Source organism: Methanobrevibacter sp. (assembly GCF_045646205.1).
Classification (GTDB): Archaea; Methanobacteriota; Methanobacteria; order Methanobacteriales; family Methanobacteriaceae; genus Methanocatella.
Map to the genome: position 1 here is coordinate 1 of NZ_JAZRKF010000005.1, position 13,508 is coordinate 13,508.

Consider the following 13,508-nt stretch of genomic DNA (forward strand, 5'->3'; position numbering starts at 1 on the left):
TTGTATTCCTTTAGTGGTGTTTAGGAAGAGAATGCTTATTTGTTTAAAAAATACTTATTTTTATGTGATATTATGAGTGAACTTAAAGATTTAATAAAAAAATTTATGGAACTAGATGACAGTTTAAACGAAGAATTGGAATCCTTGGAAGAATCCGAAGAAGTCTATGAACAGTTCGAAGCTGATCATGCTGACGAAATCAACGAATTAAATGAAATTTACCATGAAATCGAACATATGGTATTCCACGAAGAGTTTTTAATTGTTTCCAACCAGACTGAAGATGAAAAAGAAGTTGTTGCATTAATCATCAGCGAAGAAGATGAAGAAGCAGAAGAATTTGTTATTCCAGTATTCACTGATGAGGAAGAAGCAAACATAGCTATTGAAGAGTTCAAAGAGCAGTTCGGAGATATTGAATTTACCTGCGATAAGAAAGCAGGGAATGAAATTGTTGCAGACCACCATGAAGACGATGATTTCGTAGGTCTTGCAGTTAACGCTCCTCAATGGGACTTTGTAATAGCAACAGAAGATGTTCATGACTGCAGCGATTAAATATGCAACTTAAAGATTATAAATACTATCAAAAAACCTCTGAAGGCGGATGCAAAAGCCAGTTAAAAGATTTCATTAGTTTATATGCTAAAATCCTTGAAAAGGTTAAAAAGGAATCCGCTTCAGAACTTGATGGTGTTAAAATCAACATCAAAAGAACATACTCGCAGGAAATCTATCTTACATTGGTTGATGAAAAAGAAGAAGCCATAAAACTTACATTAACCGAAAAAAGCAAAGCCTACATTATTCCGATTTTTACCGACGTCTGCGAATACGATGAAGGCAGCAAAAAACTGGCGAAACTATTTCTTGACAAATTTACCCAAAAGGCCATAAGTCCCAAAGACATTAAAAAATTAGGCGAAAATGACGAAAACTTCAAGGGAATAGTCATCAATCCACATTCACAGAACTTCAGAATGGATCCGGAGGGAAAGATATGAATTTCATCTGTCCGACATTAGGCGAAGATCACGAAAAGGATTTCCTTGTTATGGGAAAAATAGATGATTTCAAAATAATAGTTTTTTCAGACATTGAAAACTACAACGAAGGTTTCAAATACCTGGAAATCGAAGACTATAAACCTTGTGAAGTCTCAATTGACTTATTCAAGGAACTTTCAAAAAATGATGATGAGTTTTCAGGTCTCATTTTAAATATACACTCTGAAAACAAAATAATCAGTAAAGAAGAAATTTTGAAGCTATAACTCTTCATCCTCTTCTTCTTCAGGTTTTTCCTGATTGTAATACTTATATCTGTAGGACATTTTAAATCCGGATACGGCTTCTCTTTTTGGTCTGCGTTTAGTGAAAATCTTTTCTTTATTTGCATATTCATCTTGAAAAGATTTATTTAACTTTTTATTTTCACGAAAATACGTATTTCTTTTTTCCCTTTCATGAGGAGCCCTATACATCCGTTTTCTAATCAAACGTCTGCGACCAGTTAATAATCTTATCACAAAAATCACTTGTTTCTAGAAGCAGATTTATCTAATGTAGCTTGAATTTCATCAATTCTTTCAACTACAACTTTAATAGCTTGTTCTCCTTGACGAGTTGGATTGATACCTTGTTCTACAAGTAATGCATCTCTGATATCTCTTAATCTATCAATTGAATCGATTTTCATTATTGTTGAGTAAAACATTAAATTCCTCCAATACTTATATTAAATTTAGTTAATCAAATCATATATACTTTTTTAATTACAAAATTATTTATACAAGAATTTTATACAATTAGAATTATGTATAAAACTCAACAGGTTATCTATTTATCAGGAGGTTGCTTTTGGGGCGTTGAAGCCTATCTTTCAAGACTCAAAGGAGTTAATCAGACAGAAGTGGGCTATGCCAATGGCAGGACACATGACCCAACATATGAAAGTGTCTGTACAGGCAAAACCGGCCACAGCGAATGCGTTAAGCTAACCTACAATCCGGAAATCATTTCCCTTGAAGAGATATTGGAGGAATATTTTAAAATAATAGATCCATTCAGCCTTAACAGACAGGGAAATGACATAGGAACACAATACAAAACAGGAATCTACTGGCAGGAGCCGTCACAGAGAAGCACTGTCGTTAAATTTCTAAACAAAAAGCAAAAGAAAGCTGATAGAAAAATCGTCGTCGAGGCACATGAAATCCATGGCTTCTACCATGCAGAAGACTATCATCAGAAATATCTTGAAAAGAATCCCCAAGGCTATTGCCATGTTGATTTAAATCAAATTGACGATGAAGAATTCAACCACTTGACCAGGAAAGAGTATCAAATAACACAGCTTGCATTAACAGAAGCACCACATAGTGGAAAATATGATGACTTTTTTGAAGATGGCCTATATGTAGACGTTGTAGATGGTGAAGTTCTCTTCACTTCAAAAGACAAGTTTGACTCAGGATGTGGATGGCCTGCATTTTCAAAGCCTGCAAGCGATGATGCAATAATCAAGCACAGGGACTTCAGCTACGGCATGGTAAGAACAGAAGTGAGAAGCAAATCCGCAAACTCACACCTTGGCCATGAATTCAATGACGGACCCGACGGAAAAAGATACTGCATCAATTCAGCAGCATTAAGGTTTATTGCAAAAAAGGATTTAAAAAAAGAAGGGTATGAAGAATATATTGGTCTATTCGACTAATATCTCATATCATAACCATTCCATTCAAGAATAACATTAAACATATTTTTTACAACATCAGGAACATTTATTTCTTCAATTTCATAATCAACACTGAATTTACGGTTTAGATATTCTTGAGCAAAACTACGATTAATAAACTCAATGCCTGAAAAATCCATTGTAATATTAGTAGAATATTCATCTAATTGTTTAAATAGATTTTCCGCTTCTAATCGAACAATTAAATTAGAGCTAATTTCATTTTTTAGATTAATTATCATTGAACCACCTGCATATTTACATCATATCTGTTTTTAATAATTTCATATAAACTTTTAAAATTATAATTTTTATCAAATCTCAAAGCTATAATTGTTCCATTAATGGAATTATTTGAAATATCCCTTTTATAAATATTATCTTTTTTAGAATATATAAGGCCATTTCTTGAAGCTACCAAAATAGAACTATTATCACTTTGTGTCATTAACATGAAACTATTATTCAAGCCACAACCTCTTTCAAAATAACCAAATTCATTTTTTGTTGAATTACCGTTAATAGCACTCAATATTGCTTCACAATCATTTTTAAAATTAAAACCATGTAACTCCAAAGACTTAGGAATAGTTATACCATCATCAATAATAATGATATCAAAATAATTTTCCTTAAAATATCCAATTATGAATGCATTGTTTGAATTTGCATGATCGGAAATATTATCAACCAATTCACTTAAGATAAATATGAATATATTCTTATTTGAAAAGTTACATTTATCTAAAAACAAATTTAAATATCTATCATCATCTTCATTAAGATTTACAGATAGTATATTATCAATTAAATCAATATATCCATTTAGAGATTTATCAAAATTTTTCCTAAACAACAATAAAGGCCAACTAAATGAATAACATTCTATTTTCGTTGATAATTCATCAAAATCTTTTATACTTAAACATTTATTAAAATCGTTTAATAAGTCCAATTTCATTTTATCACCTAAAATTTGGTTAAAATTAGTATTGAACCTCATAAAATAAATACTTTGTTGAAGCGACTCATAAAAATTGTTTTAACCCATAAATATTGCTTTAGGTGATAAAAATTGTCCTGAGAAGTAAAAATTGTTCCCACCCATAAGTATTGCTTTTAGATATAACTAAATAATATTAAATCAAAACTATTAACAATGAAAATTGAAGAGCTAAAACACCCTGAATTAAAGCAGCTAATCAATATGATTTACCTGCACGGAGAAAACAATAACCAGGAAATGATTGAAAAAACAGATGAAGAGATTAAGGATTATTTAAATGATAATATCTTTATCATATCAAGTCAAAATGATGAATTCTTTACAATTCCATATGGTAATGACGGCGAATACGTTATCCCGATCTTTACTGATTTACTCGAGTATGAACGTGGAATGGAATACTATGACTTAAATGATATGAGTGAAAACAAGGATTATATGATTAAAAAAATAGAAAAAGTAGATGATCCCAATTGCTTAGGATATCTAATCAATATAGCCAGCGCCAGCTACATTACTCTTCTGTAAGAAACTCTTCTTTAATTTTACCGACAATTTCTTCAAATCTTTTTGAAACTTCACCATCAGGGTCAATTGTTGATACAACACCATCCTGATTTGGTGAGTCACTTACTTTTTCGGTTAACGGTAAATCACCGAGATATTCAATTTCCATCTCTTCAGAGAATGCTTCGCCATCGCCTTCACCGAAAATAGCTAATTTTTCACCACAATGCGGACAAATGTAATATGCCATATTCTCAATAAGGCCTATATTTTCCACATTCAACATGTTAACCATTTTTACACATTTTAAAACATCTTCCTGTGATACAACATTTGGTGTTGTGACCATGATTACTGCATCTGTATTAGGAATAGTCTGTAAAACAGTTAACGGTTCATCTCCGGTTCCAGGCGGGTTATCGATAATTAAAACATCCAATGGGCCCCATTCCACTTCTGCAATAAGCTGTTTAATGGAACCTGATTTTTGAGGCCCTCTCCAAATGATCGGAGTGTCTATACTTTCAAGCATGAATGCCATTGACATTACTTTTAAACCGCTTGGAGCTTCAACCGGAACCATGTTGCGGTTTTCGTTAATGAATAAATCTGCACCTTCCAAACCTAACATTTTTGGAATGTTCGGTCCGTGAATATCAGCATCTAAAATACCTGTGGAGAATCCTAATTTCTGGAAAGTTTCTGCAAGGTTAGCAGCAACTGTTGATTTTCCAACTCCTCCTTTTCCACTCATAACAGCTATTTTATATTTGATTTGGCCTAAATTTCTTGCTAATTTGATTTCCTGTTCAATCATTTGTTTTTGTTGTTCAGGAGTCATTTGACCCCCGTGACCATGACCGTGGCCATGACCTTGATGTGGATTATCTGCCATATTTTTCCTCCTATTTAATTGAATTTTTTACTTACTTCTTCGACGGCAAGAATTAATGGGTCTGTAACCATAGATACAGGTGGTGCATATGCAAATTCCATATTGCTTAAATCAAAGCAGGTTAAACCTTCAGTAATAGCCAATGTCATGGTATCAATTCTTTCAGCTACTCTTTCTTCAGCTATGATTTGACAACCGATAATGGTTCCATTTCCATCACAAATAACTTTAATATCCATAGGTTTTGCATTCGGATAGTAACGAGCTCTTGTCAGTGCTTCAACTTTCTGTACAACAGGTCTGATTCTATTCTGTTGAGCAAAACTGGTAGTATAACCAACTGCACCAAATTCCAATTTTCCTACTTTGGAAACCATTGAATTTAAAACTGGGTTAAATTTGGATTTTTTATTGCAGATTGTACGAGCCAATGTTTTTGATTCACGAACTGCAGTGGTACCTAACTGGGAAATGGTATTGAATCCTAAAATTAAATCCTTTGATTCCACACAGTCACCGACAGCATAGACATCATCTACTGAAGTTTCCATTCTGTCGTTTACAAGAATAGCCCATCTTCCAACTTCACAACCTGCCATTTTAGCTAAATCCAATTCTGCCCTAACACCGGTAGCTAAAATAACCATGTCCGCATCAACAAGCTCTTCATCGCCGAAGCATGCCTTTTCGACTTTTCCATCACCAATCAATTTGGTAATCGGTTTTCCCAATACAACATTGATTCCTTCGCTTTCAAGATAACTAACTAAAATGTCAGACATATCCTTATCCAAAGATCTTGGTACGATTTGAGGCATCATTTCACTTAATGTAACATTCAAGCCCTGTTTCATTAATGCAAAAGCAATTTCAATACCTATTAAACCAGCACCAGTGACGATTGCACTTTTAGCATCCTTCATTGCTTCCTGAACTTTTATACCGTCGTCAATATTTCTAATCTGGTAAACACCCTTCAAATCTACACCATCCATTGGAGGAACAAACGGATTTCCACCAGTAGCCAAAACCAATTTATCATATTTGATAGTTTTTGATTTGGACTTGGATTCATAAGTGACAGTCTTTTTATCACTGTCGACTGCTGTAACTTCAACTTCAGTTATTACATCAATATCTTTTTTCTTATAATCTTCAGGTGTTCTCATTACAATATCATCAAATGATTTGATCGTTCCTGATAACACATAAGGAATAGCACAAGGTGAATAAGCGACCTTATCATCCCTTGTAAGAACAACAATTTCACAATCTTTGTCAATTTTACGGATATTGGAAGCTGTTGAGATTCCTCCAGCTCCTCCGCCAACAATAACTATTTTCATTTTAACAAAACCTATACAATATAATTATTTAACACTATGTAATATATTAATAAATATATAAATAATTAAGGTATTATTATGAAAAAAATCGATTTTGACTTGAAAAATAACCCATTTATTGACTTTGAATCATCAAGATATACAATGTCAGCCCGAATCAATGCTGAAAATCTATGGAAATTCTGTAAAAAAAATGACTACTCATTCTTTATATTAAGTCTTGGATGTTTAATGAACGGCGTGAATTCCGTAGCTAGTTTAAAAAGAAGGATAATTAATGAGGAAGCTGTAGAATATGACTATCTTGAAGGCGTAAGTCCTATAATGAATGATGAATTAGACATATATCGTGAAATGAAAGTTAAAACACCTCAGGAATTTGAGGACATTTTTGAATGGCATGACTATGTTAAAGAACTGTCTGGTGGAATATTGGACGGTAAAACTGAAGGATTTACCCTTGATTTAATGAAAAGAGACTTTACAAATATAGCTAACTTTTCCTGCATTCCGTGGGTTGATTTTGACTCCATTACTTCATGTCAAACAAACGGACGCCAAATTCAGCCGTTAATAACTTGGGGAAAAGTAAATGACGATTATGAAATGAGCGTTTCCATAACCGTCAGCCACATTTTTGTAAATGGTCGAGATTTAGGATACTTTTTTGAAAACACACAAAAGGAGTTTGATTTAATTAAAAAATAATCTAGATTGTATCAAATCCATATAAATATCCCTGAAGCATAAGGTCCTGTGGAGAGTTGACTTTATAATTTTCGGAGTCTCCATCATGAGTTGCATTTGCATTATGGAGTTTTTGGCGAACATCATGACTGGAAGAAACATCGGAAATTCCTCCGTCAGCATTTGAATTATGTTCCACATTTTCATATGCAGCAACTAGTGAAACTGACAATATAGCTGTCAAAACGATTAAGACTATAATTGGTTTAATATTCATAATTATCACCTTTTAAAATGTGTGAAAATAATATTTTCAAAGTGAAAATATTAAAAACCCACACATATGAGTAAAGAATTAAAAGATTAATATCCTTTAATTTGTATAATAAATATATAAAAAACAATATTTAAAGCTTTTCGAATGCAAGTACACGCTTACATTAAAAATAAGTAAATTTAAGCTTTAAAATTAAAAAATAAATTTCAATCATCCGCAACTGATTCAATATCGGTTGCCTCAAGCTTCATTATAACCGGCCTTAAACCGTCATTGCAGGACACGATTGCAACTCCAGGAGTCTTAATCCAGTCTTCAAAATACCAGACATCACTAACTCCATGAGCCAGTGCAAAAACGTACTGATATATTGCTTTCCATGCCTCATCACAGAATCCTTCAGGTTTGGCGTAATCAGCATAATAGATTTCCCCTTCACTCATAAGAGGACAGGTTGATAATCCTTCAACACCATATTCAGCTGCAAGATCTTCTTGAAGCGTGGTTTTAAGAATAGTTATCTTTACCTTTTTCATGAATAAGAATATGGGATAATCTAATACAAATAACTTATCAATTTATTTTTATAGTATTTGATTTGACGTAATTATTCCAATATGTGGTGATAATGTATTCCCCAGGCATTAAATTAATGCTTAAGCGGGCCATACCATCGCTGTTGGTTGTACGATTGTAAAATATACCGTTGATATTGAAGGTTAAATTCTCACCTGATGCAGGCCTGCCTATTTCATCCAAAACAACAGCCTCAAATGCGCTTCCGTCCTTATAATTCATTGATAAGTCATTTGAAACCAGTCTGGTTAAAACATTGATCTTATTGGAAACGCTTGCTCCATTGTAAGTTGAGGTTATGATATATTCACCGGGCTCCAGATTAATGTTGAGCTTTGCCGTACCGTTTTCATTAGTTGTACGGGTGTAGAATACTCCATTAATATTGAATGTAACCTTTTCTCCCGCTGAGGGATTGCCTTTACCGTCAAGGACTTTAACAGTGTACTGACTACCATTTCTGTAATACTTGACAAGGTCTCTGTTTTCAACAAGAACCGGCTTGACAACAATTGAATTAGCATATAAATCATTGGTAACTTTGTTAATGGAAGTTATAATGTATTCTCCAGGGTTTAAATTAATATTTAACTTGGCCACACCGTTTTCATTGGTTTTACGTGTGTAGAATACTCCGTTAATATTGAATTCAATATCAGAATTTTTCAATACATTTCCATTGCCGTCCAAAAATGATGCGTAAAATTGGGTGCCGTTCTTATAATATTTTACAATATCATCACCAAATACTGTTCCGAGGACTTTAATCTTTACATTGGTCTTATTTTTTCCCAAAGTACCATCATAATCAACTACAGCATCATATTCGCCGGGAGCGAGATTAATGGCAAGTGACGCATATCCGTTGTCACCTATCTCTCGGGAATAGTATTGTCCGTTGATTGAAATGCCTATATTCTCACCAATCAGAGGAACTCCATATTTATCCTTTAGAGATACTACAAGCCTTTGTGAACCTCCAGCATATTTTTCCACATCCTGCGCATATAAATGGGCCCCATAATCTGTTACGTAATAATTGAAATTATGAGTTTTGGTCATTCCCTCAATGGACGTTAAAACATTTAAGTATCCCTTAGCCTTTGGCTTAATTGTAAATAAAATGTCTCTGTTATCGCTTGCAGCAGGAGTATCCCAGTACAATTTGTGCTGAGCAGAATCATAGGTAAAGCTTCCGTGAGATTTGATTCCGCTGACAAAGTCCACATTTTCTCCAAAACTAAATACTATTCTCCTTGGAGTGGAAAGATATTTAATTCTGTAATATAGGGTAGAATCATCACCGATTAAAACGCTAGATTTGCCCACAATGAGTTCTATGGAATCTCCAAAGTACTGGCTTTCAAAGATATGGGTTCCGGCATATATTTTACCCGGCATCTGAGGAACGGACGATGCAGGGAAATACTGTCCCTTATAAAAAAAGTGAGTTACAATTCCGGCTGTATTTAAACCTACATTGCGGCCATTGTCATTTGTTACATAAACGTCTGCACCGTAAAATACACCATCGGCCGTTTCCTTAACCTTATAATCATAAACGTAAAGATTTCTTCTGTTTAAACCGGAATAATCATAGGAACATATTGAAATTATCGCTTCAACCGGATTTGAGTTATAGTTCTTATAGTTTCCACGATTATAATATGAATAATAATTCGGAACAACCAGGTATTGTCCCGGCTGGAGAGTGCCTGTCCAGTATGTGTTTACAAATGAAATTCCAAAGCGTCCGTCAGGAGCCTTTATTACAAAATGGCCATATCCATAGCGGGAAAGGATTCCACTGATTTGTGCAAGATAATTTGATGCAATGTTATTGCTTTGAATCATTGTAGCTGCAATCTGCTCAATAGCCCGGTTAGAGTCATTGTATTGGCTTCCTCCCTGACCAAAGACCCATCCATGTTCAGTGATAATAGAATGGCAGAAATAATCTTCTTGAGTGTCGATTTCCTGTTTTAAAACCTTGTATCCATACCAGTCAACGGCATTGATTTCTACCCCAAAACCATTAAGGGGAGAATCCTGTCTGAATGCATAAATGGTTTCTCCATCCTCCTGAATAACAAATGAAGCACAGTCTGAAGCAGACAGATTAACCTCTGCCTCTTCAAAAGGAGTTTCATATACAACATCCCCATAACCTGATATTTGGGTTGCATTCAAATCATCGGATGCGCTTACCGCACCGGATAAATAAAAAAACATTACTAAAACAGATAAGACTATTAAAAATTTCTTTGAAAACATTTCGACACCAATATGACTTTATATAATTAACATTTGATTTGAAATTATATAAATATAATCAAAAAAGTGAAAGTATTAATATCTGAAAATATTATAAAAGTAAATCATGAGAAAAATAGGTATTGTATTTATAGCAATTGTATTAATTATTGTTGTATTTCTTGCTTCAACAATCGTCAGTCCTGTTTTAGTAATCGCAGAAGATACTGAAGAAGCTGGCGGTGTTGATATGGCTGCAAAATTTTCAATTACAGGCTTTGAATGGGTTTATCCCGGAAGTTCATTTAATGCACAGGGTCAAACATTGCATAATGTCCATGCAGACAGTCCGGATGATCCTTATGGTGCTGCCCGTGATATCATAACCTATACGTACCATTATACGCCACACGTTATTGTGAGCGTAAACAATGAGGCCGCTGCGGCGATATTCGGTGATGACATTATTGACGTTATCAGATCAAACGACGCCTACAACGGATATGCAGGTAGTCAAAACGTTCCAGGAACAATGTCCCGGGGTGATGCGGTGGATACTGCAATGACTAAAAATGGAATGAACGTATTTCAAGTCCCTATTCAAATTTTATTAGGAAATATACATTTTATCTTTGTATAATTCCATTATTCTTTTTTTATTAATCCATATTAATAGTTAATCAAGAAAAAACTAGCCAGTAAATTTACATTTCGAATTAACGGGCAAATAAGTTTAGTAATATGATTAATTTGTAGTTTTAGACGTTAAATGTTATAAATAATCATAACTTTTCTATATCTTCCAAACTAAGGCCAGTTATAGTTGAAATATACTCATAATCATTGCCAAAGTTCTTCATATTTTTAGCAATTTCAACAGATCGGATTTGCATTCCTTCTTCTTTTCCTTCTTCTTTTCCTTCTTCTATCCATTTTTCTTTCTCACCTGCTATCAAACCACGTATTTCTTCCGGGAACAATTCTTTTAACAATTCTAATTCACTTATTGATACCATATTATCAATCTCTCCTTTCAATTCATCATCATCAGAAATGAACTTCTTCATGAAAGCTTTCTGAAAAATCTTAATTTCGCGAATTTCCTCTTCTGTTAAACCTTCAACTTTATTGGTTAAATCTGCAATCTTCAAGAGCAATTCGGATTTGGTTAATTTACTTTTCATATATAAGGCCACGGTTAAATATCGGTATAGGTTAATTTCTTATTATTATCTATTATCTCTTTGAGTATTTCTATTTTTTCGTATCATCTTAATATATTTGAAATACAGACAATACTTGTTAATCAAGTGTGATAACAGCCTGCCTTAGCATCATACGGCACATATGCACCTACATCTTCACCGTCAATTCTCAAAGAAATATAATGCCAGTTATTTGCAATGGCATATTCCCTTGTTATGCCGGCACGGTCAACAGCAGGACCATATTGTGGATAATATGAGTATCCGTCCTCACTCAAGCCACTGGATTGTGTGGATTTTTCAGTAACGTCCTTAATTGTAATCTGTTTGGATGTGGAATTTGCCTGATATTTGCTATCTTCAAGAAGACTGCAGGAAACACTATACGTTCCCGCAGGCAAAGCCTCCAAAGCTATTACGGCATTACCTGAAGCGTCAGTGGTTGCTTTTTTGTTGACGATTTCATTATTTGAACCGACAAAGGCAATAGCTACCTCCTCATTTGAAATGGGATTACCCTGACTATCACTTAAATATAGGCTGAATTGTCCCCCAACATATAGTGAATCCATAGACATGATTTCAATATTGCATGTTTCTTTTGAAAAGGGATTCAAAAAAGCGATACCTAAAACAAGCATTATAACGATTACAATAAGCAAAAATATTATAATTTTAGTATAATCCATAATAATATATAGTGCATATATGGTTAATATAATTTAAGTTCATTGAGAATCTTTTGAAGGTAATATTTTTTTAAAACGAAAACTCTCATATTTACTTTTCTATCATTGAGAAATACTTCTTCATTTAGTCTTTCAGCTGCAAGCAACCTTGTATCGCCTGCCCTAATGAGCGAAGCCTCACCATCCATAATCTTTGAAAGAATCAAATCATAATCTTTTTTAAGCAAGTCCCTATCTGAAGTTATATCAAAAATTTCCAAATCAGTGACTGTACCCTTAAAATGCCAGAAAATGAAAATCTTATCAAAATTAAACAAATCATCAAATAATATAACGTTATCATAATCTATATCGGCCAGTTTCAGTGAAGCTGAAGGATATCTAACACCGCAGTTTTTATATTTGTATTCCAGAACTGCTGCCTTAACGCCTATGCTTTCAAAAGAAGTTAAGATATCTGATGATATTTCAGTTACCTGTTTACCAATAAAGCTTTCTAGTTCATCCATTTTATCAAAAAAAGAAAAAAGTGTAGAATTAATCGAAATTAATTCCCGTAATTCTTAATCCACCATAATGGGATTTGTATTTGATGTTTAATCCAATCAATAATGGTGTGATTTTTTCAATTACACGTGCCTTTTCCAAAATACCGCAGTCAATGGTTTTTATTCCAGGTATTTTATCAATGATTTCAGCAGCAGTTGCTTTTGCATCATTGTCATCACCGGCAATTAAACAGTCACAGTCAATTTCTTCCGGAATGTTTGCCAAGTGAGAGTTTGAGATATTACAGAATGCACAGATTACTTTTGCACCGGTTCCTTCAAGAATAGATGCTGTTCTTTCAGCAGCAGATCCTTCCATCAGGTCAATGAATCTGAAAGGTTTTCCACCAATAGCTGTTTCTAAAGGCACTGTTGCGTCCATGACAATTTTGTCTTTACAGAATTCCTTAATGCCTTCAATTGTTGGTTTTTGAGCAGCCAATGGTACTGTAATGATTAAAACATCCCCTTCTTTTGCCGCATCTTCATTTGCCATTCCTCTCATTGTTGATAAATCATAGTCTGCCAAATCTTTTTTAGCTTGTTCAACGACTTCTAAAGCTTTTTCTTCTTTTCTAGAACCGATGATAACATCAACGCCTTCAATAGCTAATCTTTCACCGATTCCAAGTCCTTGAGGTCCAGTTCCACCAATAATACTAACTATCATTTTATCACCTATATTAAGATATGAACTTTATAATATAAAATATTTATTTTTTGAAAAAAATACAGATAAAAATGAATTATTCTAGAAATTATCTATAAAAAAAGATTATT

20 protein-coding genes are annotated in these 13,508 nt (G+C 33.6%); 7 read left to right on the forward strand and 13 right to left on the reverse strand.

The genetic code is table 11. The features are described 5' to 3' along the window. Positions 1-72 precede the first annotated feature (72 nt). Genes ACKI44_RS01160 through ACKI44_RS01170 form a run of 3 tightly spaced genes read left to right on the forward strand, consistent with a single transcriptional unit; the run spans position 73 to position 1,273 of the window. A complete protein-coding gene (locus ACKI44_RS01160) occupies positions 73-558 on the forward strand; it encodes a hypothetical protein (protein ID WP_407420880.1) in 486 nt (161 codons plus the stop codon). A 2-nt stretch (positions 559-560) separates the two neighbouring features. Continuing rightward, complete coding sequence (locus ACKI44_RS01165; RefSeq protein ID WP_407420881.1) at positions 561-1,004, forward strand: hypothetical protein; 444 nt, start codon at positions 561-563, stop codon at positions 1,002-1,004. Further along, positions 1,001-1,273 (forward strand): hypothetical protein, encoded by a 273-nt coding sequence (locus ACKI44_RS01170; RefSeq protein WP_303736164.1) that lies wholly within the window; start codon positions 1,001-1,003, stop codon positions 1,271-1,273. The genes ACKI44_RS01165 and ACKI44_RS01170 overlap by 4 nt, the downstream gene beginning before the upstream one ends. Here ACKI44_RS01170 and ACKI44_RS01175 read toward each other — a convergent pair. Together ACKI44_RS01175 and ACKI44_RS01180 are read right to left on the reverse strand one after the other, a co-directional pair. Further along, positions 1,268-1,528, reverse strand: a complete 261-nt coding sequence (locus tag ACKI44_RS01175; protein WP_407420882.1) for a hypothetical protein — start codon at positions 1,526-1,528, stop codon at positions 1,268-1,270. The two genes, ACKI44_RS01170 and ACKI44_RS01175, sit on opposite strands and share 6 nt — an antisense overlap. A 5-nt stretch (positions 1,529-1,533) precedes the next feature. Further along, positions 1,534-1,716, reverse strand: coding sequence for a hypothetical protein (locus tag ACKI44_RS01180; protein WP_058739352.1), 183 nt, complete (start codon positions 1,714-1,716; stop codon positions 1,534-1,536). 99 nt (positions 1,717-1,815) lie between these two features. On the opposite strand from ACKI44_RS01180, the gene msrA reads away from it, so the two are divergent. Then, complete coding sequence (msrA, locus tag ACKI44_RS01185) at positions 1,816-2,718, forward strand: peptide-methionine (S)-S-oxide reductase MsrA (protein ID WP_407420883.1); 903 nt, start codon at positions 1,816-1,818, stop codon at positions 2,716-2,718. On the opposite strand, the gene ACKI44_RS01190 is transcribed toward msrA, so the two are convergent. Both ACKI44_RS01190 and ACKI44_RS01195 read right to left on the reverse strand, forming a co-directional pair. After that, the gene (locus ACKI44_RS01190) at positions 2,715-2,981 is read right to left on the reverse strand and encodes a hypothetical protein (protein ID WP_407420884.1); all 267 of its coding nucleotides are present in this window, start codon (positions 2,979-2,981) and stop codon (positions 2,715-2,717) included. The genes msrA and ACKI44_RS01190 overlap by 4 nt on opposite strands. After that, positions 2,978-3,700, reverse strand: a complete 723-nt coding sequence (locus tag ACKI44_RS01195) for a hypothetical protein (protein WP_407420885.1) — start codon at positions 3,698-3,700, stop codon at positions 2,978-2,980. Before ACKI44_RS01195 ends, ACKI44_RS01190 begins: the two co-directional genes overlap by 4 nt. Positions 3,701-3,898: 198 nt before the next feature. Between ACKI44_RS01195 and ACKI44_RS01200 the strand changes: the two genes are divergently transcribed. Next, positions 3,899-4,273 (forward strand): hypothetical protein, encoded by a 375-nt coding sequence (locus tag ACKI44_RS01200; protein ID WP_407420886.1) that lies wholly within the window; start codon positions 3,899-3,901, stop codon positions 4,271-4,273. Here the strand turns inward: ACKI44_RS01200 and ACKI44_RS01205 are convergent. Together ACKI44_RS01205 and ACKI44_RS01210 are read right to left on the reverse strand one after the other, a co-directional pair. Beyond that, positions 4,260-5,147, reverse strand: a complete 888-nt coding sequence (locus tag ACKI44_RS01205) for an Mrp/NBP35 family ATP-binding protein (protein WP_407420887.1) — start codon at positions 5,145-5,147, stop codon at positions 4,260-4,262. The two genes, ACKI44_RS01200 and ACKI44_RS01205, sit on opposite strands and share 14 nt — an antisense overlap. Positions 5,148-5,161: 14 nt before the next feature. Beyond that, entirely contained in the window at positions 5,162-6,493 is a 1,332-nt protein-coding gene (locus tag ACKI44_RS01210; protein WP_407420888.1) for an FAD-dependent oxidoreductase, read from the reverse strand. A gap of 78 nt (positions 6,494-6,571) precedes the next feature. Here ACKI44_RS01210 and ACKI44_RS01215 point away from each other — a divergent pair, with 78 nt between their 5' ends. Continuing rightward, positions 6,572-7,201, forward strand: coding sequence for a CatA-like O-acetyltransferase (locus tag ACKI44_RS01215; protein ID WP_407420889.1), 630 nt, complete (start codon positions 6,572-6,574; stop codon positions 7,199-7,201). Between the two features lies 1 nt (position 7,202). Here the strand turns inward: ACKI44_RS01215 and ACKI44_RS01220 are convergent, their stop codons facing one another. The 3 genes from ACKI44_RS01220 to ACKI44_RS01230 form a co-directional block, all read right to left on the reverse strand. Further along, positions 7,203-7,457, reverse strand: a complete 255-nt coding sequence (locus tag ACKI44_RS01220; protein ID WP_407420890.1) for a hypothetical protein — start codon at positions 7,455-7,457, stop codon at positions 7,203-7,205. Positions 7,458-7,663: 206 nt separating this feature from the next. Continuing rightward, positions 7,664-7,993 (reverse strand): TIGR04076 family protein, encoded by a 330-nt coding sequence (locus ACKI44_RS01225; RefSeq protein WP_407420891.1) that lies wholly within the window; start codon positions 7,991-7,993, stop codon positions 7,664-7,666. A 37-nt stretch (positions 7,994-8,030) separates the two neighbouring features. Then, positions 8,031-10,307: an Ig-like domain repeat protein gene (locus ACKI44_RS01230; RefSeq protein ID WP_407420892.1), complete on the reverse strand. Its 2,277-nt coding sequence runs from the start codon at positions 10,305-10,307 to the stop codon at positions 8,031-8,033. Between the two features lie 106 nt (positions 10,308-10,413). Here ACKI44_RS01230 and ACKI44_RS01235 point away from each other — a divergent pair, with 106 nt between their 5' ends. Beyond that, positions 10,414-10,926 carry a hypothetical protein gene (locus ACKI44_RS01235; RefSeq protein ID WP_407420893.1) on the forward strand — a complete coding sequence of 171 codons (513 nt, stop codon included), beginning with the start codon at positions 10,414-10,416 and terminating at the stop codon, positions 10,924-10,926. A gap of 142 nt (positions 10,927-11,068) precedes the next feature. Here ACKI44_RS01235 and ACKI44_RS01240 read toward each other — a convergent pair whose 3' ends face one another. From ACKI44_RS01240 to npdG, 4 genes are all read right to left on the reverse strand, one after another. Then, complete coding sequence (locus tag ACKI44_RS01240; RefSeq protein WP_407420894.1) at positions 11,069-11,482, reverse strand: hypothetical protein; 414 nt, start codon at positions 11,480-11,482, stop codon at positions 11,069-11,071. A gap of 110 nt (positions 11,483-11,592) precedes the next feature. Next, a complete protein-coding gene (locus ACKI44_RS01245) occupies positions 11,593-12,180 on the reverse strand; it encodes an Ig-like domain-containing protein (protein ID WP_407420895.1) in 588 nt (195 codons plus the stop codon). A gap of 23 nt (positions 12,181-12,203) precedes the next feature. Then, the gene (locus ACKI44_RS01250; RefSeq protein WP_407420896.1) at positions 12,204-12,689 is read right to left on the reverse strand and encodes a hypothetical protein; all 486 of its coding nucleotides are present in this window, start codon (positions 12,687-12,689) and stop codon (positions 12,204-12,206) included. A 28-nt stretch (positions 12,690-12,717) separates the two neighbouring features. Then, the gene (gene npdG, locus ACKI44_RS01255) at positions 12,718-13,398 is read right to left on the reverse strand and encodes an NADPH-dependent F420 reductase (protein WP_407420897.1); all 681 of its coding nucleotides are present in this window, start codon (positions 13,396-13,398) and stop codon (positions 12,718-12,720) included. Positions 13,399-13,508: the final 110 nt, after the last annotated feature.

What these genes read in the sequence shown, in the direction of transcription:
- ACKI44_RS01200 (WP_407420886.1), top strand. Translation starts at nt 3,899, where the DNA reads ATGAAAATTGAAGAGCTAAAACACCCTGAATTAAAGCAGCTAATCAAT.
- ACKI44_RS01205 (WP_407420887.1), bottom strand. Translation starts at nt 5,147, where the DNA reads ATGGCAGATAATCCACATCAAGGTCATGGCCACGGTCATGGTCACGGG.
- ACKI44_RS01225 (WP_407420891.1), bottom strand. Translation starts at nt 7,993, where the DNA reads ATGAAAAAGGTAAAGATAACTATTCTTAAAACCACGCTTCAAGAAGAT.
- ACKI44_RS01250 (WP_407420896.1), bottom strand. Translation starts at nt 12,689, where the DNA reads ATGGATGAACTAGAAAGCTTTATTGGTAAACAGGTAACTGAAATATCA.
- ACKI44_RS01215 (WP_407420889.1), top strand. Translation starts at nt 6,572, where the DNA reads ATGAAAAAAATCGATTTTGACTTGAAAAATAACCCATTTATTGACTTT.
- ACKI44_RS01165 (WP_407420881.1), top strand. Translation starts at nt 561, where the DNA reads ATGCAACTTAAAGATTATAAATACTATCAAAAAACCTCTGAAGGCGGA.
- npdG (WP_407420897.1), bottom strand. Translation starts at nt 13,398, where the DNA reads ATGATAGTTAGTATTATTGGTGGAACTGGACCTCAAGGACTTGGAATC.
- msrA (WP_407420883.1), top strand. Translation starts at nt 1,816, where the DNA reads ATGTATAAAACTCAACAGGTTATCTATTTATCAGGAGGTTGCTTTTGG.
- ACKI44_RS01160 (WP_407420880.1), top strand. Translation starts at nt 73, where the DNA reads ATGAGTGAACTTAAAGATTTAATAAAAAAATTTATGGAACTAGATGAC.
- ACKI44_RS01170 (WP_303736164.1), top strand. Translation starts at nt 1,001, where the DNA reads ATGAATTTCATCTGTCCGACATTAGGCGAAGATCACGAAAAGGATTTC.
- ACKI44_RS01220 (WP_407420890.1), bottom strand. Translation starts at nt 7,457, where the DNA reads ATGAATATTAAACCAATTATAGTCTTAATCGTTTTGACAGCTATATTG.
- ACKI44_RS01230 (WP_407420892.1), bottom strand. Translation starts at nt 10,307, where the DNA reads ATGTTTTCAAAGAAATTTTTAATAGTCTTATCTGTTTTAGTAATGTTT.
- ACKI44_RS01245 (WP_407420895.1), bottom strand. Translation starts at nt 12,180, where the DNA reads ATGGATTATACTAAAATTATAATATTTTTGCTTATTGTAATCGTTATA.
- ACKI44_RS01190 (WP_407420884.1), bottom strand. Translation starts at nt 2,981, where the DNA reads ATGATAATTAATCTAAAAAATGAAATTAGCTCTAATTTAATTGTTCGA.
- ACKI44_RS01235 (WP_407420893.1), top strand. Translation starts at nt 10,414, where the DNA reads ATGAGAAAAATAGGTATTGTATTTATAGCAATTGTATTAATTATTGTT.
- ACKI44_RS01210 (WP_407420888.1), bottom strand. Translation starts at nt 6,493, where the DNA reads ATGAAAATAGTTATTGTTGGCGGAGGAGCTGGAGGAATCTCAACAGCT.
- ACKI44_RS01180 (WP_058739352.1), bottom strand. Translation starts at nt 1,716, where the DNA reads ATGTTTTACTCAACAATAATGAAAATCGATTCAATTGATAGATTAAGA.
- ACKI44_RS01195 (WP_407420885.1), bottom strand. Translation starts at nt 3,700, where the DNA reads ATGAAATTGGACTTATTAAACGATTTTAATAAATGTTTAAGTATAAAA.